General features: G+C 38.1%; 7 protein-coding genes. 1 reads left to right on the forward strand and 6 read right to left on the reverse strand.

Annotation, left to right across the window (positions count from 1 at the left end; genetic code table 11):
* Nucleotides 1-36 precede the first annotated feature (36 nt).
* The 6 genes from fapR to ACR65M_RS17635 form a co-directional block, all read right to left on the reverse strand.
* Complete coding sequence (gene fapR / locus ACR65M_RS17610; RefSeq protein ID WP_341331922.1) at nt 37-615, reverse strand: transcription factor FapR; 579 nt, start codon at nt 613-615, stop codon at nt 37-39.
* Nucleotides 616-730: 115 nt separating this feature from the next.
* Nucleotides 731-2,779 (reverse strand): ATP-dependent DNA helicase RecG, encoded by a 2,049-nt coding sequence (gene recG / locus ACR65M_RS17615; protein ID WP_341331923.1) that lies wholly within the window; start codon nt 2,777-2,779, stop codon nt 731-733.
* On the reverse strand, nt 2,772-3,659 hold the full coding sequence (sdaAA, locus tag ACR65M_RS17620) for an L-serine ammonia-lyase, iron-sulfur-dependent, subunit alpha (RefSeq protein ID WP_341331924.1): 888 nt from the start codon (nt 3,657-3,659) through the stop codon (nt 2,772-2,774). Before sdaAA ends, recG begins: the two co-directional genes overlap by 8 nt.
* A gap of 46 nt (nt 3,660-3,705) precedes the next feature.
* The gene (gene sdaAB, locus ACR65M_RS17625) at nt 3,706-4,368 is read right to left on the reverse strand and encodes an L-serine ammonia-lyase, iron-sulfur-dependent subunit beta (protein ID WP_341331925.1); all 663 of its coding nucleotides are present in this window, start codon (nt 4,366-4,368) and stop codon (nt 3,706-3,708) included.
* 148 nt (nt 4,369-4,516) lie between these two features.
* On the reverse strand, nt 4,517-6,199 hold the full coding sequence (locus ACR65M_RS17630) for a DAK2 domain-containing protein (RefSeq protein WP_341331926.1): 1,683 nt from the start codon (nt 6,197-6,199) through the stop codon (nt 4,517-4,519).
* 16 nt (nt 6,200-6,215) lie between these two features.
* Complete coding sequence (locus ACR65M_RS17635; RefSeq protein ID WP_121446544.1) at nt 6,216-6,578, reverse strand: Asp23/Gls24 family envelope stress response protein; 363 nt, start codon at nt 6,576-6,578, stop codon at nt 6,216-6,218.
* A 396-nt stretch (nt 6,579-6,974) separates the two neighbouring features.
* Between ACR65M_RS17635 and rpmB the strand changes: the two genes are divergently transcribed.
* The gene (gene rpmB / locus ACR65M_RS17640) at nt 6,975-7,163 is read left to right on the forward strand and encodes a 50S ribosomal protein L28 (RefSeq protein WP_010282529.1); all 189 of its coding nucleotides are present in this window, start codon (nt 6,975-6,977) and stop codon (nt 7,161-7,163) included.
* Nucleotides 7,164-7,442: the final 279 nt, after the last annotated feature.

Here is a 7,442-nt window from a genome sequence, read left to right on the forward strand (position 1 = left end):
GGTAGTCAGATGCTCATAACTTGAGTTCGTTCTCTATTATGAATCAATTTTTACTTGTTTATTAGAACGATACATTGTAAATTCACCGGAAAACACCAATTCATTTCCAACATAGCTTTTTACATCTACGATTGTTCTCCCTTTTTCCTCAGAACCTTTCACTTTTGCTTTTGCGACGACACGCTCATCTAGTTTTACTTGTCTCGTAAAACGAATATTCGCTTTTGCCGTAAGCGCAAGCTCATCATTAATAACAGCAACCGCTAGTGAATTTGCTTGAGCAAAAAGATGATGTCCACGAGCTATATGGTTACGTTTAAAAACATGCTCCTGTGTTACATCAAAGATTGAAATCGCACTGTCATCTAATTCAATATCAATGATTTCACCAATTACTTCATCAATTGGTAAAGATTTAACTTCATCTTCTAATTTTTTTTCAGCAACATTCTTGATTCGCTCACGCAGTTCAGGAATTGATAGTTCTAATCGGTCCAATCTAATTGTTTGAACACTTACCATGAACTTTTCAGCTAAGTCTTCATCAGTTATAAACGGATTTACTTTAATCGTTTCCTGTAATAGTTGCTGCCGTTCTTTTTTACTCTTTCTCATTTAAAAACACACCGTCCGCACTCTTAAGACTAGGTACTAATAGTTAGTATATAATTAAAAAAAGCAGATTGCAAGAAGAAATCCTCCTCACAAGCTGCCCTATACGATATGGGGTTTAGTCAAGTTTTTCGCCATCTAAAATACCAGATTGTAATAAATCTTTCCTAAGGTGTTTGTAAGATTCATCTTTCCAAAACACCTGCGAATTTATGAGTTTAGTAGCATCATTTCTAGCGACCTCTAAGGTTCGATAATCGTGAACCATATCTGCGACTTTAAATTCTGGAACACCACTTTGTTTTCTCCCAAAGAAGTCACCAGGGCCACGAAGTTCTAAATCTTTTTCTGATAAAACAAATCCATCATTTGTTTCCGTCATGATCCGCATTCGTTCTTTTCCCACTTCAGATTTTGGATCAGCTAGAAGGATACAATAAGACTGTTCACTTCCCCGTCCAACACGTCCCCGTAATTGGTGAAGTTGTGATAGTCCGAATCGTTCAGCATCATAAATTACCATCAATGTCGCATTGGGAACATTCACACCAACTTCGACTACTGTTGTGGAAACTAGGATTTGAACTTCATTTTCACTAAATTGTCTCATTACATCGTCTTTTTCGTCTGCGGACAAACGACCATGCATTAAGCCGACCTTTGCTTTATTTTGAAAATGAAATGAGAGCATTGAATGAACATCAATTGCATTTTGTACATCTAGTTTATCTGATTCCTCAATCAGAGGGCATATAACATAGGCTTGTCTACCTTTAGCAAGCTCTTTTTCAATAAACACTAATATCCGTTCTAGTAACTCATGCTTCACCCAATATGTTTCAATTTTTTTCCTTCCGGCTGGCATTTCATCGATTACAGAGACATCCATCTCTCCAAAAACTGTAATCGCAAGAGTCCGTGGAATTGGTGTTGCAGTCATAAAGAGCACATCAGGATTTTCTCCTTTTTCCCGCAATACCCTGCGTTGTTCAACACCAAAGCGATGCTGTTCATCTGTAATTACCAGGCCAAGCCTATGGAAATTAACTTCATCTTGAATTAGTGCATGAGTACCAACTAAAATATGAACTTCACCCGCTTTAAGCTGCTCGAGGATTTCTCTTCTTCGTTTACCCTTAACAGAGCTTGATAGCAGTTGAATATTTAACCCGTACTCGGAAAATAACTCCATTAATGAATGTGAATGCTGTTCTGCTAAAATTTCTGTTGGAACCATTAATGCTCCCTGATATCCAGAAAGGATTGTGGCATATAATGAAATAGCAGCAACAACCGTCTTGCCTGAACCAACATCACCTTGTAGCAAGCGATTCATTCGATATGGGGAGCGGAGATCATTAATTATTTCAGTGACAACCCGATTTTGGGCATTTGTTAAAGGAAATGGCAGTCCATTCATGAATCCTTCTAATTTTTCTATCTGAATGTCCATTGCTGAACCCATCGTTTGTTCCCGTTCAAATTTCCTAAGTGCCTGCATTTTTAGTTGGAAAAGTAGAAACTCCTCATATACAAAGCGTCTTCTAGCCTGTTTTAAATCTTGATGACTTAATGGATGATGCATGATTTTAATAGCATCCTTCTTAGGTAAAAGCTTGTATGTGGTTAATAATTGTTCCGGGAGATTGTCCTCAATTTGATCACCAAACTGCCCAAGGGCAAGTGCCATAAACCGCTTTATTCCTTTAGCAGTGATCTTTCCTTTTGTTGAATAAACCGGTTCAATCCGATTGTCATTCGTCATTGGACCAAAAACTATCTCACTAACGGTAATTGTTTGACGATGTTGATCCCATTTTCCGGAAATCGTAATAGTATCATTTAATGATATTTTATTCTTATAATATGGCCGATTAAAGCAGGTCGCTGTAATAAGATAACGACCAACTAAGACCCTAAAAGTTAAGCGCGAACGCTTACGATTGTAATAGGTTAATAGTGGTTCACTATGAACTTTTCCCTCAATCGTTATTTTCTCCTCATGCTTAACTTCTGCTAGGTCTCTAAGACTATAGTCTTCAAATCGATATGGGAAGTACAATAGTAGGTCAAGAATGGAATAGATGTGCATCTCGTTAAGCTGTAATCCTGTCTCCTCGCCGATTCCTTTTATTTCAGTGACAGGTTGTTGAAGTTGACTATTCACTTTTGTTTAGCGAAATCCCAAAGATCTTTGCTTCAAGAGCACGACCAGTTGGAGTTGCCGCTAGTCCTCCCTGTGCTGTTTCTTTTAGTGCCGTTGGCATTGTCTGACCTATTCTGTACATCGCATCGATTACCTCATCACATGGGATCCGACTTGTAACTCCTGCTAATGCCATATCTGCAGCAACCATAGCATTCGCTGCTCCCATCGCATTCCTCTTAACACATGGTACCTCGACAAGTCCTGCCACAGGGTCACATACTAGTCCAAGCATATTCTTTAAAGTAATCGCCATTGCTTCTGCAGATTGCTGTGGAGTACCGCCTGCCATCTCAACTATTGCAGCAGCAGCCATTCCAGCAGCAGATCCAACCTCAGCTTGACAGCCTCCAGCAGCACCAGAAATAGATGCATTGTTCGCAACAACAAATCCAAATGCGCCAGCGGTAAATAAAAATTCAACCATTTGCTCTTTTGTTGGATTCAATTTTTCTTTCACAGCAAATAAAGTGCCTGGTACAACACCTGCAGAGCCTGCAGTTGGTGTCGCGCAAATTGTTCCCATTGCTGCATTAACTTCATTAGTCGCTACAGCCTTGCTAACAGCGTCCAGGACTGTTTTACCCGTTAAAAAGTTTCCTTTATTTATATAATCCTGTAGAAGAACAGCATCTCCGCCTGTTAAACCTGAAAGTGACGATACTCCAGACAATCCTCTTTCAACAGCTTTTTCCATCACTTCAAGATTTCGTTCCATTTGTGAGATGATTTCTTCACGAGTTTTACCAGTTACTTCAACCTCTTGTTCAATCATCACTTCTGCTATTTTCATATTTTTAGAAGTAGCAAGTTCTACTAACTCAGCAACATTACGAAACATAAAAAATCCTCCTGTCGATTAAACTTGTATCCAATTAACAGTGAACTTAGTCGACAATTTTAGCTACCTTAATAATATTAGGTAAAGTAGATAATTCATCTAATATTGGTCCTTCGATATTTTGATCCACCTCAATGGTCATTAGCGCTTGCATCCCTTTTTCTTTTCGAGCCACTTCCATATGCCCAATGTTGATCGCATATTTTGCAAGCACGTTTGCAACACCTGCAATCGCACCATAACGGTCATTGTGAACAACAAGAATTGCCGGATGATTACCTGATAAGCGCAATTTAAACCCATTTAATTCAGTAATCTCAATTTTACCGCCACCAATGGAAATACCTACAAGCTCTAGTTCACCTTCATCATCACCAATCAATACTCTGGCTGTATTAGGATGTTCAGGAACAGCATCTTCTTCAATGAACTTTATCTGAATGCCTGCTTCTTTGGCGATATCCAATGAAATTTTAATTCTTTCATCAAATGTGTCAAAATCAAGAAGACCGCCAATAATTGCTACATCCGTTCCATGGCCTTTATATGTTTCTGCAAATGATCCATAGAAGGAGATGTTTGCCCATTTTGGTTCACGACCAAACAAGCTTCTTGCAACCCTGCCAATACGAGCTGCCCCAGCTGTATGTGAGCTTGATGGGCCAATCATAACCGGACCAATAATATCAAAAACACTTCTATATTTCATATTATCTCCTCCTTACATACTATAGAATTATGGAGTTAGGTCAAACTATGTTCCTACATATTACTCTATTTCTCTAAAACTATTTTAGCTACAGGAAATTGTCCCCATACATTGAAATAGAAGGGATAAATCCCTTCTATTTTATAACTTATTCAACTGAGAAAATAAATGCGTAAAGCGGTTGGTCACCATTATGCACTTCAACTTCGATATCTTCAAATTCGCCTTCAAGATATTCTACAATTGCATTCACATCATCTTCTGAGGCATCTTGTCCATGTATGATGGTAACAATTTCATCCTCATCAGCAGATATAATTTTTGCTAATAGATCTTTTGCTGCTTTCAGCTTATTTTTGTCTGTAACAACAATTTTACCCTCTGCAATCCCCATGAAATCATCTTTTGAAATATCAATTCCATCTATATTTGTATCACGGACAGCATAAGTGATTTGACCCGTTTTGACATTACTTAATGCATCAGTCATGGACGTTTGATTTGCTTCCAACTCTCCAGATGGATTAAATGCAAGTAATGCAGACATTCCTTGTGGCACTGTTCTTGATGGAACAACGACAACATTTCCTTCAACAACAGATGCTGCTTGTTCAGCTGCCATAATAATATTTTTGTTATTAGGTAGAAGGATGAAGTTCTCTGCATGTACTGATTCCATTGCCTTTACAAAATCTTCAGTACTTGGATTCATCGTTTGTCCACCCTCGATAACTACATGAGCACCGATACTCTTGAATAATTCCGTGATTCCTGACCCCATTGCCACGGTGATTATTGCATATTTTTCTTTTTCTTTACTACTTTTAACTCGTGCAGGTGATTGTGTTTCATCTTCATTTAGAATAGCAGTATGCTGTTCTCTCATGTTTTCGATCTTCATTTTAATTAAGCTTCCATACCGTTGTCCATATGATAATACTTCACCCGGTTGTTCGGAATGTATATGTACTTTTACGATATCATCGTCTGAAATAACTAATAATGAATCACCATATCTGCTTAAATCATTGCGAAACTGTTCTTCAGCAAATGGATGATTACTAATTTTCTCTGCTTCAAATTTCACCATGAATTCTGTACAGTAACCAAACACGATATCCTCTGTATTCATATGACTTTGAACACTTTTATGATGTTCTGCATTAACAAGCTCGTTCATTGATGGTGATGAAATGGACATATTATCAATTGTTTCACCTTTTAATTCTGAAAGGAAACCTTCATAAACAAGTAATAATCCTTGACCACCACTGTCTACAACTCCAACCTCTTTAAGTACTGGAAGTAGATCAGGTGTACGATTCAATGAAGCTTTTGCCTCTTTCACTAATTCTTCCATCACGATAATGATGTTTGTTTCATTTTTTGCCACCTCAACCGCACGCTTAGCAGCATCCTTAGCAACTGTTAGAATCGTACCTTCAACAGGTTTCATAACTGCTTTATAAGCTGTTTCTACACCATTTTCAAATGCATGAGCAACTTCAGCAGCAGTTAAAGTTTCCTTTTGCTCAATTGCTTTAGAAAAACCTCTAAAAAGTTGAGAAAGGATAACTCCAGAGTTACCTCGTGCACCCATTAATAATCCGCGCGCTAGGGATGCACCTACCTTTCCGATATGTGGGGTAACATTATTTTTTACTTCCTTTGCACCAGATGTCATGGAAAGATTCATGTTCGTTCCTGTATCACCATCTGGTACAGGGAAAACGTTAAGTGCATCTACCATCTTTGCGTTATTAGATAAGTGAGTAGCACCTAATAACACCATTTTTGCAAAACGTTTTCCATCTAATGTAGTAATTGACACTCAAAGTTCCTCCTTCTTATGGGTTCGTTACACGAACTCCTTGCACGTAAATATTAACCGAACTGACAGCAAGTCCTACTGTTTGGTCTAATGTATATTTCACCTTTGATTGAACATTGTGGGCAACCTCAGAAATTTTCGTGCCATAACTTACAATTATGTACATGTCGATATGTACTTCGCCATTTTCTTGACGAACAACAATACCACGGGCAAAATTTTCTTTTCGTAAAAGCTCAGTAATGCCATCTTTAATTTGCTTTCGAGACGCCATTCCAACTATTCCATAACAATCGATAGCAGCTCCCCCAGCAACTGTTGCAATTACATCATTTGATATATCAATTTGTCCGTATTTCGTTTTTAATTCGATGGACATATCAGTTCCCCCTTTATAATTGTTCACCTTGGCTACAGTCATTTTACTATAACATCACAGATTTTTAAAGTAATTCATGAGGTAGGCTAATGTATTCATTACCTTTTATTATATAGCTTTACTGAAATTCTATGTCTTGACAAGTATTTTTACATAATCAAATACGCCTTGGCGTATTTGCGCCCAGATTTTTCGAGCTTGATCGAAAAACGTCCATTGAAAATCTGTGGCATCCGCCGGAGGCTTTAACATTATTCTGAGGGGCACCCCAGAATAATGTTAAACCCACGTTAAGAAGTATTGCAATATCCCATTTTGTATGATAAATTATATAAGTATTTCTATGAAGAAAGCGATATGTATGACTGTTGCTGTGCAAGTTAGGAGGGAAATAGAATGGCACGTAAATGTGTAATCACAGGTAGAAAAACTACTACTGGTAATGCTCGTTCCCATGCAATGAACGCTTCAAAACGTAAATGGGGAGCTAACTTACAAAAAGTTCGTATTTTAGTTGACGGTAAACCAAAACGCGTATATGTTTCTGCAAGAGCATTAAAATCTGGTAAAGTAGAACGCGTGTAATAAGAAAAGCGTAAGGTGCCCGCCTATCGGGACAAGCATAAGACAAGCGCTGACAGAAGGAGCTTCTTACCTTCCAAAGCGATTGGCTTATAGCTTATGCCGATGGCGCATGGAGCCATACAATAAAGAAGACCTTTAGCTCTTACAAACATGTAAGAGCTATAATTTTTGCCACAAAAAAAGGCACCTAAGGGCGGTGCCTCTTTGGACTAACCTAAAATAGTGAGACAATATAAAACACCTCCAAAATGGCAATACTTGAGATAAGTATTGTGACAT

The sequence above is a fragment of the Ferdinandcohnia sp. SAFN-114 genome, from assembly GCF_059415045.1.